Origin of the sequence: Chryseobacterium carnipullorum (genome assembly GCF_003815695.1) — a bacterium.
Lineage (GTDB): Bacteria > Bacteroidota > Bacteroidia > Flavobacteriales > Weeksellaceae > Chryseobacterium > Chryseobacterium carnipullorum.
Window position 1 is genome coordinate 1,216,200 of record NZ_CP033920.1, and the last position, 18,115, is coordinate 1,234,314.

At 36.0% G+C, this 18,115-nt stretch carries 14 protein-coding genes; 4 read left to right on the forward strand and 10 right to left on the reverse strand.

Annotation, left to right across the window (positions count from 1 at the left end; genetic code table 11):
- Positions 1–224 precede the first annotated feature (224 nt).
- Entirely contained in the window at positions 225–1,952 is a 1,728-nt protein-coding gene (locus EG346_RS05650) for a helix-turn-helix domain-containing protein (RefSeq protein WP_073328149.1), read from the reverse strand.
- Positions 1,953–2,346: 394 nt separating this feature from the next.
- Here EG346_RS05650 and EG346_RS05655 point away from each other — a divergent pair, with 394 nt between their 5' ends.
- The 4 genes from EG346_RS05655 to EG346_RS05670 all read left to right on the forward strand — a co-directional run bounded on the left by EG346_RS05655 (position 2,347) and on the right by EG346_RS05670 (position 8,297).
- A complete protein-coding gene (locus tag EG346_RS05655) occupies positions 2,347–4,524 on the forward strand; it encodes a prolyl oligopeptidase family serine peptidase (protein ID WP_123877265.1) in 2,178 nt (725 codons plus the stop codon).
- Positions 4,525–6,729: a lantibiotic dehydratase family protein gene (locus EG346_RS05660; protein ID WP_123877266.1), complete on the forward strand. Its 2,205-nt coding sequence runs from the start codon at positions 4,525–4,527 to the stop codon at positions 6,727–6,729.
- 12 nt (positions 6,730–6,741) lie between these two features.
- Complete coding sequence (locus tag EG346_RS05665; RefSeq protein ID WP_123877267.1) at positions 6,742–7,587, forward strand: thiopeptide-type bacteriocin biosynthesis protein; 846 nt, start codon at positions 6,742–6,744, stop codon at positions 7,585–7,587.
- Between the two features lie 329 nt (positions 7,588–7,916).
- Positions 7,917–8,297, forward strand: coding sequence for a group III truncated hemoglobin (locus EG346_RS05670; protein WP_123877268.1), 381 nt, complete (start codon positions 7,917–7,919; stop codon positions 8,295–8,297).
- Between the two features lie 50 nt (positions 8,298–8,347).
- Here the strand turns inward: EG346_RS05670 and EG346_RS05675 are convergent, their stop codons facing one another.
- From EG346_RS05675 to hflX, 9 genes are all read right to left on the reverse strand, one after another.
- On the reverse strand, positions 8,348–9,418 hold the full coding sequence (locus tag EG346_RS05675) for a calcium:cation antiporter (protein ID WP_123877269.1): 1,071 nt from the start codon (positions 9,416–9,418) through the stop codon (positions 8,348–8,350).
- Between the two features lie 216 nt (positions 9,419–9,634).
- Positions 9,635–9,973: a DUF6122 family protein gene (locus tag EG346_RS05680; protein ID WP_123877270.1), complete on the reverse strand. Its 339-nt coding sequence runs from the start codon at positions 9,971–9,973 to the stop codon at positions 9,635–9,637.
- Between the two features lie 34 nt (positions 9,974–10,007).
- The gene (locus EG346_RS05685) at positions 10,008–11,246 is read right to left on the reverse strand and encodes a hypothetical protein (protein WP_123877271.1); all 1,239 of its coding nucleotides are present in this window, start codon (positions 11,244–11,246) and stop codon (positions 10,008–10,010) included.
- On the reverse strand, positions 11,247–13,265 hold the full coding sequence (locus tag EG346_RS05690) for a hypothetical protein (RefSeq protein ID WP_123877272.1): 2,019 nt from the start codon (positions 13,263–13,265) through the stop codon (positions 11,247–11,249).
- 16 nt (positions 13,266–13,281) lie between these two features.
- The gene (locus EG346_RS05695) at positions 13,282–13,950 is read right to left on the reverse strand and encodes a hypothetical protein (protein ID WP_123877273.1); all 669 of its coding nucleotides are present in this window, start codon (positions 13,948–13,950) and stop codon (positions 13,282–13,284) included.
- Between the two features lie 85 nt (positions 13,951–14,035).
- Complete coding sequence (locus tag EG346_RS05700) at positions 14,036–14,755, reverse strand: DNA alkylation repair protein (RefSeq protein WP_123877274.1); 720 nt, start codon at positions 14,753–14,755, stop codon at positions 14,036–14,038.
- Between the two features lie 60 nt (positions 14,756–14,815).
- Complete coding sequence (locus EG346_RS05705) at positions 14,816–16,102, reverse strand: cation:proton antiporter (RefSeq protein ID WP_073328176.1); 1,287 nt, start codon at positions 16,100–16,102, stop codon at positions 14,816–14,818.
- 24 nt (positions 16,103–16,126) lie between these two features.
- A complete protein-coding gene (locus tag EG346_RS05710; RefSeq protein ID WP_123877275.1) occupies positions 16,127–16,756 on the reverse strand; it encodes a DUF4919 domain-containing protein in 630 nt (209 codons plus the stop codon).
- Positions 16,756–17,985 carry a GTPase HflX gene (gene hflX, locus EG346_RS05715; protein WP_073328180.1) on the reverse strand — a complete coding sequence of 410 codons (1,230 nt, stop codon included), beginning with the start codon at positions 17,983–17,985 and terminating at the stop codon, positions 16,756–16,758. Before hflX ends, EG346_RS05710 begins: the two co-directional genes overlap by 1 nt.
- Between the last annotated feature and the right edge of the window lie 130 nt (positions 17,986–18,115).

Genomic DNA, 18,115 nt, shown 5'->3' on the forward strand with positions numbered 1-18,115 from the left:
GTTTTGGGATCACCTTTGCTGATTCGTGTTCTATATTTTTAATTTTCCATGTTGTTGGGATGGGAAAGAAAAAATATTTGTGTTTTTCTCTGAGACAAACTTAGATAAGATTCGAACTCAAAAAAAACAATAGATGCCGGGATTTATAAATCCACTCTATGAATTTATAAATTATAAAATTTTAAAACACTAATAAACAGTACATTATAAAACAAATGTGAAAATTAAGATATAATTGAATTTTCAATCTCTTTGATGTAAATTGCGGGAGTAGTGCCTGTTTTTTTCTTGAATGCAGCCGAAAAAGCCTGGACATTATTATAGCCTAATTCATCTGCAATGGCAGGAAGTTTATAAGATCTCAGCTTTTTGTCCTCTAATAATCGCTCTGAAACATAATCAATACGAAGGTCATTCAGATAAGTGGTGAAATTTTTTCCCTGATGGGTATTGATTACCTCTGATAAATAGGCAGTATTCGTTTTAAAAGTCTTTGCAAGACTGGCCAGCGTAATCCCCTTTTTCAGGAAAAGGCCCTTGGATTCAAAAGTATTCAGATCTTTCAGGATAGACTGTGTGACATCTTCAGATAATGCATTACCGGTTTTATCTTTTATTTCAGGCATCACTTCTTCTATTATCAGTGGCTGGGTTTCCTCCTGGCTAAATTCATTCTTCTGAATTTCAACTGGTTCCATATGCTTTTTTTCAATGGAATGAATCAGATCCTGAGCGATTTTTCTATACTGTTTCTCAGTTTTCTTGGATTTATAATACAAATAAATGAATAAAATAAGGATCAGTAGGAGAACACTGATAGAAGCGTAAAGGCTTATCTTATTATTATTCAAGTCATTAATAATATTCTCTTTTTCCCTCAAAAGATTGGGTGTATCATATTTCTTAGGAAGTTCTGTAGACAAATATTTAAACTGTTCATCAAGTTTTTTATCAACTTTTAGGAAGCGGTCTATATAATAAAGTTGCTTCTGTGTGTCGTCATTATCTTTATAATAATCTATGAGAAAGGTATATACATCCCTTAAATCAGGGAAAGTAATATTAGTTTTTTCAACATTGGCATCCAGTTTAGTGAAATACTCTACCGTTTTCTTTTTATCATTCAGTCCTTCATATGATTTTCCAAGGCTGTAAAGGACATAATTGGCATTATTATCCTCAATATCTGAGAAATAATCATAGGCTTTGGAAAACTCCCCGATCGCCTGTTCATATTTTTTCTGCTTTAAATAAGAAAATCCTGACAGATATAAATACTGATTGACACTGTATTTGTTTTGATTTTTGGTAGAATAATCCAGCCCTTCTTTAATTAAAACACCTACCGAGTCGAGCTGATCACTTTCTATATAACAGTTGATCAGGTTAACGCGAGTCTGATTATGCTCGCTTTCAGAAAGTTCATTGGAGTCATAATAATGTCTGAACATTTTGGCCGCTTCCACATTTCTCCCGATATGACTGTTGATATAGGCAATATTAAGGTTAGCATAGGCAATTAATTTCTGATCTTTTTGCCTCTGGGCATATTTTAAGCTTACAATATAGTTATCGAGGGCGGCTTTCAGGTTATCATTTTTATAGTACAAATTTCCTTTCATCCGATAGGCAATAGCATCATATGAGCTTTCCCTGGTGTTTTTTGTAACAATAAAAACACTGTCTATGTATTTCATTGCCAGTGGAAAATCTTCATTAAAATGCACCAGGAGGTATCCCTCTGCCATTTGAAGATTATTTTTTTCACTCTTCGCTTTCTGCAAATAATATTTTGCAATGATTTTAGATTCCTGAATTTTGTCTTTTTCATCATAATCATTAAACTTTTTTTTAAGCTCTGCATAACTGAATCCTTTCAAAGAATCGGTCAGTTGTTTTTGAGCATAAAAAAAATTGGCTGAAAGTAATAAAAAGGTAAATATTCGTTTCATCGTTATAGTAGTATCCTGCAAATTTACATATTTCTTCATCAAAAAACGAGGGTTAAAAAAAAAGCAAACAAGACCTGTAAATATTTGTAAATAAACCAATTAAAACATTCTCAAATGTCATGAATTTATAAATCCATCCTATGTCAACATGGTTGATTTAAAAAATATTCCTTTATTTGCAACAGATTACTAAAAAATTATATTCTTATGAAAAAACAAAACGAACAAGAGAAAAAACTATCACTAAAAAAAACACAAATCATGAAGATTAATGACATGAAAATGATTAATGGAGGAAGCGGTGGCAATATGGGTGCTGGTATCAATGACGGATGTGATGAACCACTTCCTACCCCTTTAAGACATACCTTTGTAAGATAATTATATCCTTTTTATGAAGTATTTAATATTTATCATTATTTGTTTTTTTTCTGTTTCTGTACGGGCACAAAAAAATAATCCGGCACCGTCTAAACCTTCTACTGATGATTACTTCGGAACCAGGATTGTAGACGAATACAGAAATCTGGAAAATTTGGAAGATCCCCAGACCCTCAACTGGATGAAAACCCAGACGGTTTATACTAATGCCGCTCTGAACCTCATTCCCAAAAGAAATTATTATTCAGCAAAAATGCTTGAATTTGATCAGAGACAGGGATACGCCACTACCAACCTGAAAATAACAGATAATGATAAATATTTTTATTTAAAAAAGAACAGCAACGAAAAAGTTGCTAAACTCTATTACCGTAAAGAACTCTCAGGAAAAGAAGAATTGCTTTACGACCCTTCTCAATATAAAAAGTCAGAAAAAAATCATGAATTTGTCATTAATTATCTGAATCCAAGCTGGGACGGCACTAAAGTGGCCATCTCAATGGCTGAAAAAGGACAGGAGCTGGCAGAAGTTATTATTCTTGACGTTGAAAAAAAATATATCCATCCGGAAATTATTACCCAGATAGAACCTGTAAGCGCAGGGGGAATCAAATGGCTGGATGACAACAGTGGATTTTTCTATCTTCACTACCCTACTACATACTCCAAATCACTCGATTTTTATAAAAACACAAGAACCGTTTTATATAAGATCGGGACTGATCCTAAAAATATAACCGACGTTTTCTCTGCAAAAAATAACCCGGAGCTGAACATTACGGAAGACCAGTTTCCTATGATTCTGGAATTTGATAAAGATGACCGATACTACATCGGTATGCTTGTAGATTATAATACCTACAGAAAAACATACATCATCCCTAAAAAAGATCTCTTAAGTGGAAAAAAGAACTGGAAACCTTTTTCAGAATCTGAAGACAAAGCCAAAACATTAGAAGAGCTGAACAATGATATTATTTTTCTATCAAGTTACAATTCTTCTCTTAACATGCTTTGTAAGACCAACATCAGTCATCCTCATTTCAAAAATCCCGAAGTTCTGATCCCTGAAAAAAAGGACGAGATTATTAAAAGCTATAGAATTACCAAAGATGGGATCTACTATACCACTACCAAAAACGGAGTAGAAGCCAAATTATATTTACTGAATAAAGGAAAAGATATCGAAATTAAACTTCCTTATTCATCCGGAAATATTGTTCTGCAGTCTAAAGGGCAGGACTATTCTGATATATGGGTAGTCTGTTCCGGCTGGGCGAATGATAACCAAAGATTCCGATATCACCTAAAAAACAACACCTTTAAACCGGAAGATCTTACACCCGTTACAGAATATCCTGAGTTCAAAGATATTATTGTTAATGAAGTTACGGTAAAATCAAGAGATGGCGAAGAAATTCCAGTGTCACTCATTTATCATAAAAACGTCAAAAAAGACAGTAAAAACCGGGTTTTAATAGAAAGTTACGGATCGTATGGATTTTCCATCAATCCTTTTTTTGCTAAAAAATACCTGTTATGGGTTAACCAGGGCGGAATAGTGGCTATCGCTCATGTAAGAGGAGGCTCAGAAAAAGGAGAAACATGGCGTTTGGCGGGCTATAAGGAAACCAAGCCCAATACCTGGAGGGACCTGATTGACTGTACTGAATTCTTAATTAATGAAAAATATACTTCAAAAGATAAAGTAGCGCTTTGGGGAGCGAGTGCAGGCGGAATTACCGTTGGAAGAGCCATGACAGAAAGACCTGATCTTTTTAAAGTTGTAATCGCTGAAGTAGGGGTAATGAATCCCGTAAGAGATGAGACAACCCCTAATGCGCAACCCAAAGAATTTGGGACGGTAAAGGATCCGAAAGAATTTAAAGCCTTGTTGGAAATGGATGCTTATCATCATCTTGAAAAAGGCGTTCAGTATCCTGCCACTTTTATTACCGGCGGCATCAATGACCAGAGGGTTACCGTATGGGAACCAGTAAAATTTGCAGCAGGATTGATGGCAGCGAATATTTCGGAGCATCCTGTAATGTTGAAAATAGATTATGAAGGTGGCCATGCAGGTAATGTTCCCGCAGCACATCGCTATGCCAATACAGCAGATATGTTTGCTTTCGCCTTGTGGCAGCTGGATCATCCCGATTATCAGCCCCAACAAAATACAAAAAAGTAAATGTCCCGTTTTCCTTACCTTTTTTTTGACGAATTTGTAGTCCGTACTCCCCTATTTTCATCTAATGATTTCCTGAAATACCTAGGAAAAGATGAGATTCCGGAGGCCGTATTAAAAGAGATATATTCCCATCCTGTTTTTCAGGAAGCTATTTATCTGGCTTCTCCTTTTCTATATGGAGAAATGGTTAAATGGCTCAGCCCGGAAAAGATCCTTTCCCAAAAAGAAAACCAGAAAATAAAAGATACCCTTCTGAAATATTTCAGCCGTATGAGTACACGATGCACTCCTTTCGGACTGTTCTCTGGTGTCGGGCCTGGAAAATTTACAACACTATCAGACCAACGGAATACACAAAATTTACCGGCAGATGACCGGCTGAGAGACACGAAACTGGATATGCATTTTTTAGTATCCCTGGCTCAGCATTTTGTAAAAACTAAGGAGATAAGAGAGCAACTGCTGTTTTATCCTAACAACAGCATCTATAAGATTGGGAATAAAATCCGCTATATAGAATATCAGTACACCCGCGGAAAAAGGGATTACATTATATCATCTGCTCCTCTTTCAGAAGAATTGAAGCAAATACTGGATTTTTCACAATCCGGAAAAACCATATGCGAGATGACTAAAACTCTCGTTAATGAAGAAATAACATTCGCCGAAGCTGAGGAGTTTATCGAAGAACTTATTGACAATCAATTATTGGTAAGTCAGCTCGAACCGAATGTATCAGAAACTGATTTTCTGGAAGTATTGATTTCTGTTTTAGTAAAAATAAACGCCGGCAATGCTGCAGATATCCTGAAAAACATTAAAGATAAGCTGGACCAACTGGACCTCCATTTCGGAAATCCTGTTGAAATGTATTCTGAAATAGCAGAATTAATCAAATCTTTTAATACGGAGTACGATCAGAAATATCTCTTTCAGACAGATCTCTACTTCAAAAATGAATTCTATCTGTCCTCACACTGGAAAAAAGAACTTAAAAAGGGTATTTGTTTATTAAATAAAATTATAATACCTCAATCTGAAACACCTTTTCAAAAATTTAAAAAGGCATTTTCAGAACGGTTTGAAGCAGAGGAAATACCATTAATGTATGTTCTTGATGCTGAAACAGGAATTGGGTACAAACAAGGCGCTTCGGCAAAAGGTCTTCATCCTTATCTGGAAGACCTGAAATTACCCGCTTCCAAAAAAAAGCAAAACAGAAGCATTCATATGAATTCCCTGGTTAGCATTCTGAATGAAAAGCTGCAGGATGCCTTATTATACCATCTCGAAAAAATTGAATTGTCCGATAAAGATTTTGACACCTTTGAGGAAAACTGGGATGATTTACCTGATACTCAATCTTTTTTAACAGAAATAATTTCAGAAGGTCACCAGGAAAAACTATTTATAAACAGCAGTACAGCCAACAGCGGTGCCAATCTTTTAGGAAGATTTCATTCGGAAAAATCCGAAATCCGGAATTTAGCAAAAGCCATTGCCTGTAAGGAAAAGGAGCTGAATCCCGGCTATATTACCGCAGAAATCATTCACCTGCCAGAAGCCAGAATAGGAAATATTATCCGGAGACCTACACTACGGGAATATGAAATCCCATACTTGGCACAATCCGTTCTGCCTTTAGAAAACCAAATTCCGGTGGATGACCTGTATATTTCGCTGAAAAATGACAGAATTGTTTTACGGTCAAAAAGGTTGAATAAAGAGGTAAAACCTTATCTTACCAATGCCCATAATTACTCTTCGGACACACTTCCTGTCTATCATTTTTTATCTGATCTGTATTCGCAGAATATCAGAACCGGACTTTATTTTGATTGGGGCGGACTGGAACATATTTACCGTTTTTTGCCAAGAGTGGAATATGGAAATATCATTCTTTCAAAAGCAAGATGGAAAATAACGGAGAAAGATATTTTACATTTATCTCCATTACTTTCTGATAAAAATCATTTTTTATCGGAATTAAAAAAATTGAGGACCAGAATGAAAATTCCTGCCTGGATTCAGTGGGCACAGTTCGACAATATGCTGACCCTGAATCTGGAAAATTATGATATGGCTCAAATGTTCATACACATTGTCAAAAGCGAAAAATCATTGACTATTGAGGAATTTTTATATCATGAAAGTAATGATCATAAGAGGGAATTCATATTTTCGCTGTATAAGGCTGATGCATAAAAAAATGGAAGAATGACTAAAAGAAAATTTATTCCCGGAACTGAATGGCTGTATCTTAAAATCTATACGGGTGTAAAAACAGCTGATATTATTCTGGAGGAAGCCCTCCTATCTTTGATTACAGATATTCAGGAAAACAATTACATTTCAAAGTGGTTCTTCATCAGGTATCTGGATCCGAAACCTCATATCCGGCTAAGATTCAGATTACGTAGCACCGAAGATTACAATTCTGTTATCCAATTGGTTAAAGAAGCCCTGCAGCAATACCTTGAAAGCGGTGAAATCATATCCATCCTATTGGATACCTATAACAGAGAAGTAGAGCGATATGGTGAATATACGATGGAAGAGTCTGAAACATTATTTCACAGCAATAGTGAACTCACTTTACAATGTCTGCATTTTGACGATGAAGAGAAGATCATTATCAGTCTTTTTCTGATTGATACCTTCTTAGCAACACTAGGTCTCAGTATTCAGGAAAAGCTTGACTGGATCAAAGATTTCAATGAAGATTTTAAAGCTGAATTTCATGCAGATAAAGTACTTAACATCCAACTAGATAAAAAATACAGAGCATTAAAGCCTCAATTTCTGAATTTTCTTTTTTCGGAAGAATACGTAAATGAAAGAGAATTTATTATTCTCAATATTGAAACAGACCGGGCTGTATTGGAAAAAATTCAGTACCACGACAAAAATGAGTCTTTGGGAATGCCTCTCAAAATATTTTTTCAAAGTATTTTTCATATGAATATCAACCGGCTTTTTGTTTCCAATCAAAGGACATTTGAAATGATTATCTACGACTACCTATTAAGATATTATAAAACCAATTTTTGGCTTTGTCAATAAATTACCTAATGACAGGCTTCAATTAGCCCTAAAAAGCGCAAGCGATCCACTCGTCCTATTTTTTACATCTGATTTTATTTTCCTCTTTTTTAATTTTATTTATGGAAATCTTGTGAATATTTCTTTTAATAGGTTAGTCGTGGAGTTTACTTGACAAACGTACAGATAAAAGGGGTGTAAAGAAATTTAGCGCTTTCGCTGAAAATACAGACTATTAATCATTTACGCTCTGTATACGATTTAGCTTTCTATTACAAATAATTTTTGATAATGAAATTTATCAAGTCTTTATATGAATTTTTAATTTGATTTTACAGTATTTTTGAAAGATGAAAAAATTGGAATCAAGAGAGGAGATTGAACATCTTGTTAATTCGTTTTACACCAAAGTAATTAAAGATGAGACCATTGGTTTTTTCTTTAGCGATGTAGCTAAAGTAGACTGGGACAAGCATCTTCCGAAAATGTATTCATTCTGGGAATCCATTTTGTTTGGGCAGATGAGTTACAAAGGAAATCCTATGGGCGTTCATTTTCCAATCAACGAGATCCAGGCTATGGAACAAAAGCATTTTGACCGCTGGCTTGAGCTTTGGAGAACAACGATCGAAGAAAATTTTGCCGGAGAAAATGCTGAAATGGCCATTTACAAATCTGAAAACATCGCCAGGCTGATGGCTTTTAAAATGGAGCTTGCGAGGAGGCTGTAATGCGGTTATGGTTATGTGATCCCGGTTCCAGGATTTTGCTTAAAAATTAATTATGGAACAATGACGGTAAAGATATAGGCCGCCAGATTCACTAATAAAACGGTTCCGTACAGGACATTGGTTTTCCCACGGCTTAACGAGAGCATTACAATAAATACAGATAATGAAAGCAGGATAATATCTTTCTTGTCAAGTCCCAGGACCAACGGAATATCATACATGATACAAACGGTAGATACGGCCGGAATGGTCAATCCAATACTGGCCAAAGCAGATCCTAATGCCAGATTTAAACTGGACTGTATCTGATTGCTTCTTGCAGCACGTATGGCAGCCACTCCCTCAGGAAGAAGCACCACTCCTGCAATAATAACCCCAACCAAAGATTTAGGAGCTCCTATACTCTGTACCATTCCTTCTATCGTTCCGGAAAGACCTTTGGCCATTAAGACTACAATCACCAGACAAACCACCAGAAAACCAAAGCTTATCAGCGTTTTATTCAATGAAGGGATATAATGTTCCTCCGGATGTTCGTCTGGAACGATAAAGTAACTTCTGTGGCGTACAGTCTGTACCATCAGGAAGACTCCATAGATCACAAGACAGGCGATTGAAATAAATATGAGCTGAGCTTCATTATAGAAAGGTCCGTTGACACTTGAAGTAAAATTAGGAAGAACCAGCGTAAGCACCAGAATTGAAACAATACTCACTAAATAGGTTGTAGCAGAAGTTCTTGCAAAGAACTGTTCATGATATTTAACGCCACCTACGAGGATACAAATCCCTAAAATTCCGTTAAGAATGATCATGACAGCGGCAAAAACCGTATCTCTGGCCAGCGTGATTGCCTGATCTCCGCCGGCAACCATGAGCGAGATGATCAACGCGACTTCAATGATGGTGATACAGAGTGCCAGAATAATGGTTCCAAACGGCTCCCCTACTTTATGCGCTACCACTTCTGCGTGATGTACGGCAGACAGGACACTTCCGGTAAGCAGAAGCCCTGCAATAATATCATAAACAACGCCACTACCCATCAGGCCGGAAAAATAGTACCCCACCGCCAAAATGGGGAAAATATACGTATAGTGTAAAAATTCTTTTAATTTCATAAAGTGTCAACAAAATACAAAAAATCTATGAAATTTGAAATATCAAAAGAAAATATTAATAATATTTTAATCTAAAAAGCAAACAAACCAGCGGCAGGAAGCGTAAAGTTACTGATATAAGAAATGACAATATCTCCTCACTTTTTATTCTTCAATCGAAATTGAAACCGAATATTAATTTCAGGCTTTTCTCTTTCATCTCCCTGCCCTTTTAGTTTAATGAATCCAAAGGTTAAAATCCAGAAAATCCGTTAGCATATGGAACAAAAGACCGATGGCTATAATTCTGATATTTCCTTTAAAAAAGAGCAGCAAAAAATACACCGCAATGGCGTAATAGGAATGTAAAATATGAAACCCTATACTGTTTCTTGAGGGGTCAAAAACAGGATGGGCAAATAAATGGTCAAGATCTACCAGCATCGTGGCAAGCATAAGGAGATAAGCTTTTTTCCAGTGGCTGCGGAAAAAGACCAAGGCTATAAAAACCGGAAAAACCAGATGTAAAAAGTAGTGGGTAAATGTTTTTAGTAATGCAATTTCAGATAAACTCATGAATACTCAATCAATTTTTTAGATTATGAGAACTTTACCATCTTAGAATCAAAGGTAGCTTTCCCTTTTTAGCTTTGATCTTCACCCAGTAGTGTTCTGCCTTATTCCAGTAAAATATAAATTCAATGTCTGAAAGTATTGTTCTCTCTGCTGGCGTCAAAGACTTTAATGAAGAGAGCAGCAACGGATTGTTTTTGATGAAGATATAATTTTCTGTAAGTTCAGGGGATAAAGATATCGGTTTTCTGGTAGATTGTATGACAAGTCCTTTGTTGCTCTTATCAATACGGTTGGGCTGAAAAGGAATCGCTGTGAATTGATTCTGGGCATTGATCCATTTTTTATGCTGAAAATATGCCCATGCTTTTTCGGGAATCTGACTCTGAAGATCAATAATATAATTAGGCTGGATAATTTTCTGAACGGTCTTTTTCTCAATTTCGTTAAAATTATCGTCGTAGCCATAACTGATGATGGTATCATTCACCTGCTCCAGATCAGCTGTTGCTTTAAAATAATTAATCTGCGCTGAATCGATGAGATTTTTGTCTAAAAACTTAGCATAATTTTTCACATTACGCGCATCTAATTCTATTGCTAAAAAGTGATTTCTTTTCTGAACTTCATCAATAACTGAAGCTAAAATTCCGGTGTCTGCTGTATTCTTAATCTCAATTTCATCTGCTTTCAACTCAATTGAAAAATTTTGAATTTTCTGTCCTGAAATGAAAGAAATACTACCCGTACTATGAGAGATCAACTGATCTGCATTCAATGTATTTTTTTCAGAAGACTGAATGAGAACTTTATTAATAGGGTCAAAAGCCAGAGCGGAAGTTCCTATGATTCCGTTTTCACCTTCTATTTTAATGAAAAGCTGGTCTTTCCGGAAGAGATTTTTCCCTTTGGAGATAAACTGACGGCTCTTTAAAAACGCTGAGAATTTTTGCGGGTCTTTGAGTTCAACCACACTGTACCACTCTGAAAATCGGGTGTCTTTGAGGTGAAAGATCTGTAAAAAATCCGGGATCTTGATTCCGGAGTCTTTTAACGAAATTTCCTTTTTATCTTTTGTTTTGCTTCCCGACCATTTTGATGGATGGGCAATCAAGTTTGAAAGATACTGTCTCGTCAATTTTTTCACATCAATTAAAACAACAACATCTGCATCTTTGGGGACTAAATTTAATGTTTTTTCTTTATGAAAAAACACAAAATAGAACGCTGCTGCGAGTAAAAGAATTAACGGGACAATAAGTTTCTTTTTGTTCATTTACAGGATTTGAGGCTTCTTTTCAGAGTCTTTAATTTTAAAAATTTCATCAAACAGATCAAAGAAATACATCAGGCTGTTTTCCGAAGAATTCTTGATGTTGTAGTCTAATTCTGTTTCTAAGCTTTCTCCTTTTACTTCAGTCTTGAAATAGACTTCTCCTACATTTTTTCTGAACAGATCCAATGTTTTCCTTTCAGAAGGGGTTTTGAATTCTTTTTCCAAACCGATCAGAAGTTTCTGCATATCCAGCCTTCCGGACAATGGATATTTCGACGAATCTTTAGCCCATTGTTTAGAAACATCAGATTGGTTTTGCGGGTTCACATTGTCTGTAGAGCTCGTCAGATAAACAATCCCATCTTTTACGGTCATGTACAGCTGATCCATATACCCCCCTCCTTTCTCATCCTTAAATGAGTAAAAACTTCCGATTTTTGAGAATTTCTTAGACCAATGTTTATTGGTAGCCATGACATTGAAAACACGGTTCCAGTAGCCTTCATTTTCTGTTGCAAAAGCAAATGTGAAATTAGGAACAGCTACATCTTTGGTTTTCTTCACTTCCTTTTCATTATAGTCATCATCATATTCGTAGTCTGTATACTCTACCTTTTTAGATTTTAATTCATTCAGAACAAAGATTCCGTTTCCCGGTGCTATTTTAGTAATGGCTTCTTCATCCAGAACAATTTTCATTGTTTCCATCATCAGTTCCATCTCTTTTTTATATTCCCCGTCTCCTGTGTCCTGTAGGAGGCTGTACATCATATCAAAGGATTTTGCTCCATTGACATTCATTACGTAGTACCCAATGCTTTTTTCATTAATCAGCTCTGCCAGCTTTTTATTTTTCCTGCCTTTGTAAACGGATGAAATCGTTTTCTGGATCTCAGAATTTTTATGCTGATAATTATTGACCAGCTTTACCTTGTCTTTGTCGAAGTATAAATTGTAGTACGAATTGGAATCATAGGCATTTCTGAAAAACTGTCCAAATTGAAATTGCTTCATCATTTTTCCATAGATTCCATCATTGACCATTCTTCCGTAATCTGTGTAAACGAAAGCATCAGAATTGGGATCTCTGAAATTGAGCATTGCTTTTGGAACTTCAAGTTCAAGGTTTGAACTGAAATACTGATCGAAACGGTCCTCAGCTATCTTCTTTACAATTTTGAAGTTTTCGATACTCATAGAGTCCAGTTCCTTCTGATATGCTGTATCTACTTCAGCTTCTGCATATTCGTCTTCTTTCGGATAAACTTCAGCTTCACCATCGGAATGCTGGGTATCTACATTTTCCTTCGGATATTTATGATTCTTTTCCAGGTATTTGATGTCTTTCTGAATTCTGGTGATTTCCTTATTATTTTCTTTGATGTTATCTTTTAAATATTTGATCTCATCCTTCAGGTTTATGATTTCTTCTTTATAATTAAAGGGTTTTTCCGGCTCTATAACGTTTGCACTGTCCACCACTACGGCAGCACTGTCAGCAACAGTGGCTACACTGTCTACAGCTGCATCAGCCCAGATATCTTTATAAGGCTTGGTATAGTTCACCATACTCAAAACAGCACGGTCATTGTTCCAGGCCACAAAGATATTATCATCTATATCCACAAAAGAATAGTTCTTTTTCTTAGAAATTTCCAATCCTTTTTTCTTGGTAGAATTGATGAATTCCTGAAATTTCTCTTTGTTGTCTACAATAAAATGAGTGGTATAGGTTTGTATAGAGTCATTAAAACTGGCATAATGATATTGTGTCGCATCATATTTAATTCCCGTTTTTGAATAGTCATTCCACGAGGATTTTTCTTTGCTTTTTTTACTTAATTCATGCAACAACGGATTAAGCTTTTGCCAATTGATTTTCTGATTCAGCTGCTTGCCGTTGATTTCCATGTAAAAGACGGCATCCACAGGAAGTTTCATGCTTTTTTGTGCAAAAACAAGCATAAAACCAAAAAGTATGAAAGCAGTTGTTTGTGTTTTTAAAAGTATAGATTTCATGGTTGAGTGTTAGAATTTATTGAAATAATATTGTGTTTTGTAATTGTTTTTTTTGAAAAATAAGGTCTAAAATATTCGCTTCCAGCTTTACTGCTTTTTTATTCGGAGCCAATACATAAGAGCTGTTGGTTTGAGATTTCACCGTATTTTCAAACTGCATGATGGAGGTATATTTTGCATCATTGAAGACTTCTCGGTCTGCCTTCCCCATCTTATCGTAATCTGCCTTAAAAGTATTCACCTTGTTTCTGGTCAATGATTTCTTTTGAATGCTCTGACTGTAAATCTGTGTAGGAATCATTTTGCCAAGGATATGTTTTGCCTTCAGTTGTTCAAGTCCGGCGTTGATATTTTCAATCTGCTTAAAATTACAGCTTAGTTTGATGATATAATTATCAAAATCCATTGAAGTTTTTACATTACTGATTCCCGGTGTTGCTTTAAAAATTCGGGCTGCTTCATTGATCTTATTTTCAATTTCAGATTTTTTGGGAACTTTTTTACCATTAATGGTCTCCATTTTAGAGATAGAAGCCAATCTGGTTTTGCTCTTGCTGGCATTAAGAATAATGGTGTACTCACCAGTTCCATCTGCTTTAACATTCACTTTATCCAAAATATCAAAACAGCTGGTCAGCAATAATAAAGGAAGAATTACCGCAAACAGCTTCAGGAAATTTTTCATAATTGAATTTTAAAACACAAAACTACTTAATTCCGTTTGAAAATACTTTATGGACTCTGTTATTTCACTGAAAACAACTATTTTTTCAGATTCTTCCCTTCAGATAATCCTGTCTTACTTCTTCATCAAGCTTTTCGATGGCATATCTCAGACAGGTTCTGGGCATCTCATGATAATGTTTATTTAAAAAACTGATAAGCTCTGTTTCTTTTTTCTGTCCCATTTCCCGAAGCAGCCATCCATTGGCTTTGTGCATCAGATCGTGTGGATGTTTCAGGTTTTTAGTCACGAATTCTTTTGTCAGTTCAAAAGATCCTTTCTTTACATAATGCATTGTACCGACCACAGCAATTCTCTTATGCCACATATCTTCAGAATCTGAAAGGTCCCTCAATAGCTCCTCTTTCGTATTTTCATAGGCATATCTTCCTAAGATTTTATAGCAGGTAGAATCTACCAAATCCCAGTTATTTACATAGGAAAGATGATCCAGGTAAAACTTCACAACCTCCTCTTTCACTGCCTGATCCTTTGTTTTTTCAAACTTTGAAATCAGCATAAAAAGTGCTGTCAACCTATGTTCGTGATATTTTGAAGACAGCAGAATGCTTAAATCCTGCAAGCTTATTTTGGAGTAATATTCTTTGGCAACCGATCTCTGATCCGGAACTTTTACGCCTAAAAACAGATCGCCTTCGCCATATTCCCCTTTTCCTGTTTTAAAGAACTTTGGAAAGAATTCAGCTTTTTCACGAATGGACAATACAGCCAGGGCTTCCTGGATTTCTTTGATAATAGCACTCATGGGATCTCAATTAATTTATCGAATGTAAATAAATTTTAAGCAGTGATAAATGATCTCTTATTAAGCATTCTCATCCAGAACAACTGCTTCCTGCGCCTCCTCTTCTTTCGCAATCGCTTTCGGATTGGCTACTTTAGCAATCGTAAGTCCCTGAACAATAATAGAGAATACGACCACACAATACGTAATACTTAAAATGATTTCACTGTATTCACTTTTAGGAATAGACATGGCCAAAGCAATGGAAACTCCACCCCGGATTCCCCCCCAGACCAGAACTTTTATCGTCTGCGGACTGAATCTCGTTCTCAATGACATGAATCTTGCAGGCACCCAGATCGAAATCAAACGGGCAAATAAAACCACGGCTATAGCTAATAGTCCAGGAACCATAAAGTGCTTCAGATCTTTGATCATTAATAGCTCAAACCCGATAAACAGGAACAATACGGCATTCAGAATTTCGTCAATCAGTTCCCAGAATTTGATCAGATAATCCTGTGTGACAGACTTCATTTTAAATCTGACATTAAAATTACCCATAAATAAACCTGCAGCTACCATTGTCAATGGTCCAGAAATATGCATCTGTCTGGCAATAAGATATCCTCCCATTACCACAGAAAGGGTTACCAAAACGGAAATAATATAATCATCCACTTCACGCATCAGCCTGGAAGTAATCCACCCCAATACAACACCAAGCAGAATACCTCCGCCGGCTTCTTTCATGAGAAGAAGTCCTATGCTTTCAACCCCCAGATCCACTTCTTTTCCTATTGCAAGCTGTAACACGACCGTAAATACCACGACCGCCATACCATCGTTGAACAGAGACTCACCTGCTACTTTCGTTTCCAGTGATTTGGAAACATTGGCCTGTTTAAGAATACTCAAAACAGCAACAGGATCGGTAGGAGAAATAAGTGCTCCAAAAACCAGACAGTAGATAAACGGAAGCTGAATTCCTAAAAAGGGCAAGAGATAAAACATTCCGAATCCTACTATAAATGTGGAAATCACCACTCCTGCAGTGGAAAATATAAGCACTGGTCTGAACTGCTCCTTGAGATCATTGATATTAATATGGATTCCTCCCGCAAAGAGAAGAAAATTAAGCATGGCGCCCATCAGAACTTCCGTGAAGTCTATACTGTTCATTAATTTATTAAGATGCCCGAAAGTACGCGGAAGTACTGCTTCTCCAAACATGACCAGAAAAATCGAAACGACAATGGCAATCACCATGATCCCGATTGTACTCGGTAGTTTCAGAAATCTGTAATTCAGATAGGCAAAAATCGATGCTAATACTATTAAGGCTGAAAATGAATAATATAACTCCACTAAGTGTCTTTTTTAATTGATTTTTTATAGGTCTAAATAAAGTATTTTAATATATAGTTTACGTCCGTCTTTGTCCCAGATATCGAACATGCCGTCTTTGGCCACTTTTGATCCTCTGGTATAATCTTTCCCGATATTCAGAATATTTAGAAGGATATATTCATCACCTACCGAATTGACGAGGTAGGCCGTTTTTTCAGAGGCGCCGTCTCCGGAGTTCTTTATTCCATCCGTCAGGGAACGAAACTGGCTCAGATGATGCATGAAATTGTTTCCGTCTTTCTGGGAATCATATGCTCTGAGCAGGATAAGAAGGATATCCAGGTTGGTAGGGTCTTTATCATACAGAATTTTACCCTGCCTGATGCATTCTTCAAAATTGCTTTCCTTAAAAACATTTGCAAGACTCTTGAAATTATCATCAATCGTCGAAACTTTATCATCCCTGAAATTTCTGCCGTAATATAAATACTGGGCTTCAATACTGTCCAGGGATTTTGGATATCCTTTGTATTTAAAAATCAGTTTCTCATAATTGTAGGGAGAATCCGGATTTTTAAGACTTTTTTCAATGTTTTTTAAATCGATCTTTGATTTCTGACTGAACCCAAAAACCGAAAATAAAACGAATAACAGGAAAAAGTGATATTTCATTAATCGTTGTTGTTTTCTTCTTCCTCGTCGTTGTCGAAATATTCGAAAAGGAAATCATTGTATGGGAATCTGGAGATATGGATCTTCATAACCTCATCATAAATCATTTTCTTCATTTCCGGGAAGTTTTCTTTCGTTAAAGCAGAGATGAAAACAGTTGGATATTTAGATTTACCCATCCAGGTCTTCTTCCATTCCTCTAAAGAAACATTCTTTTTTGTAGAAGGCGTAAGATCATCGTCATCTTTTTTGTCGTAGCTGAAACCATCAATTTTATTGAAAACCATGATCATCGGTTTTTGATGAGCATTGATTTCCATTAAAGTATTATTAACCGATTCTACCTGATCTTCAAAGCTTTCATGGGAAATATCGACTACGTGAATAAGCAGATCTGCTTCACGGACCTCATCCAAAGTAGATTTAAAGGATTCTACAAGCTGTGTAGGAAGTTTTCTGATGAATCCTACCGTATCTGTAAGCAAAAATGGTAAATTTCCAATGACCACTTTTCTTACCGTTGTATCTAAGGTCGCAAAGAGTTTATTTTCTGCAAAAACGTCAGATTTGGAAAGGGCATTCATCAACGTAGATTTTCCCACATTGGTATATCCTACCAAAGCAGCACGCACTACTTTCCCACGGTTATTTCGCTGTGTAGCCATCTGCTTATCAATGACTTTCAGCTTGTCTTTTAACAGGGAAATTCTGTCACGAATAATACGACGGTCAGTTTCAATCTCTGTTTCTCCGGGACCTCTCATCCCGATTCCCCCTTTCTGACGCTCCAGGTGAGTCCACATTCTTGTCAGACGGGGTAAAAGATATTGGTATTGTGCCAGTTCTACCTGAGTTCTCGCGTAAGAAGTCTGGGCTCTCTGGGCGAAAATATCAAGAATAAGATTGGTTCTGTCCAGAATTTTTACTTCTATTTCTTTTTCAAGATTTTTAAGCTGGGAAGGAGACAATTCGTCATCAAAAATAATGGTTCCGATCTCATTCTCCTTTACATATTCTTTTATTTCCTGTGCTTTTCCGCTTCCTATAAAGGTTTTGGAATCCGGCTGAGTTAATTTTTGTGTAAAACGTTTTTGAACCGTTGCCCCTGCTGTAAAGGCCAAAAACTCCAATTCATCCATATATTCCGTAAGCTTATCTTCATCCTGATTTTGGGTAATAACGCCCACCAAAATGGCTTTCTCGTAATTATGTTCTTTCTTATCTAGCATTAATTTCTGTCTATGTTTGTGATTTTCACAAGATACCAATTTTAGAAAAAAAAACAAAATCATTTTTTAATCTTCTTTATTTTTTAATGTTAATTTAAGTTGACAACATTTTTCTTTTGTATAAAAACAA